The organism is Bartonella sp. AP57NXGY (assembly GCF_042195805.1).
GTDB lineage: Bacteria > Pseudomonadota > Alphaproteobacteria > Rhizobiales > Rhizobiaceae > Bartonella.
In genome coordinates this window covers 1-851 of record NZ_JBHIOZ010000449.1, presented here as the reverse complement: position 1 = coordinate 851, position 851 = coordinate 1, and the positions used below count along the sequence as shown (strand labels likewise).

Here is an 851-nt window from a genome sequence, read left to right as displayed (position 1 = left end):
CACGCACTCTCAACCAACCCAGCCGCCACGCAGGCGCCTCAACACGCACCCTCAACCAACCCAGCCGCCACGCAGGCACCTCAACACGCACCCCAAAACACACCCCAGCAGGTACCCTCAACCAACCCCGCCTCCACGCACACATCCCAGCAGGCGACCCAGCACACACCTCAGCAAGTATTCCAACACACATCCCAACAGGTACCCTCAACCAACCACCCCTCCACACAGGCATCCCAAAACACCGCCTCAACCAACCACCCCTCCACACAGGCGCCCCAAAACACACCTCAGCAGGTACCCTCAATCAACCCCACCTCCACAAAGGCATCCCTGCACACATCCCAACAGGTAACCCAACACGCACCTCAGCAGGTACCCCAAAACACCGCCCAGCAGGTACCCTCAACTAACCACCCCTCCACGCAGGCGCCCACGCACACATCCCAACAGGCAACCCAGCACACACCTCAGCAAGTATTCCAACACACACCTCAGCAGGCATCCCAACACACACCTCAGCAGGTACCCTCAACCAACCACGCCTCCACACAAGCGCCCCAAAACACTGCCTCAACTAACCTCACCTCCACGCAGGCGCCCCAGCAGGCACCCCAACACACACCTCAGCAGGTACCCTCAATCAACCCCACCTCAACCAACCCCGCCTCTACACAGGCATCCCAAAACACCGCCTCAACCAACCCCGCCTCCACACACCCCCCCCAACAGGCGCCATTTCCCATTCTTTCTTCAACAAACCGTACCATTGTTATCACTGAAGGAGAAATTGATGCGCTATCCTTAGCCGCCTATGGATATCCGGCGGTTTCTGTTCCCTTTGGAGGAGG

3 protein-coding genes and 1 pseudogene are annotated in these 851 nt (G+C 59.0%); 1 reads left to right on the top strand and 3 read right to left on the bottom strand.

The features are described 5' to 3' along the window. From ACFIL8_RS11420 to ACFIL8_RS11410, 3 genes are all read right to left on the bottom strand, one after another. Positions 1-307: hypothetical protein (locus tag ACFIL8_RS11420; RefSeq protein ID WP_375689892.1), on the bottom strand; the 307-nt coding region annotated here is incomplete at its 3' end. A gap of 102 nt (positions 308-409) precedes the next feature. Further along, complete coding sequence (locus ACFIL8_RS11415; protein ID WP_375681527.1) at positions 410-577, bottom strand: hypothetical protein; 168 nt, start codon at positions 575-577, stop codon at positions 410-412. Positions 578-626: 49 nt separating this feature from the next. Further along, complete coding sequence (locus tag ACFIL8_RS11410) at positions 627-770, bottom strand: hypothetical protein (RefSeq protein WP_375689890.1); 144 nt, start codon at positions 768-770, stop codon at positions 627-629. On the opposite strand from ACFIL8_RS11410, the pseudogene ACFIL8_RS11405 reads away from it, so the two are divergent. Further along, positions 760-851 (top strand): annotated as a pseudogene (locus ACFIL8_RS11405) (toprim domain-containing protein); the annotation flags it as partial. The gene ACFIL8_RS11410 and the pseudogene ACFIL8_RS11405 overlap by 11 nt on opposite strands.

Bases quoted from the DNA above. Each gene is read 5' to 3' on its own strand.
- ACFIL8_RS11410 (WP_375689890.1), bottom strand. From the start codon at position 770: ATGGTACGGTTTGTTGAAGAAAGAATGGGAAATGGCGCCTGTTGGGGG.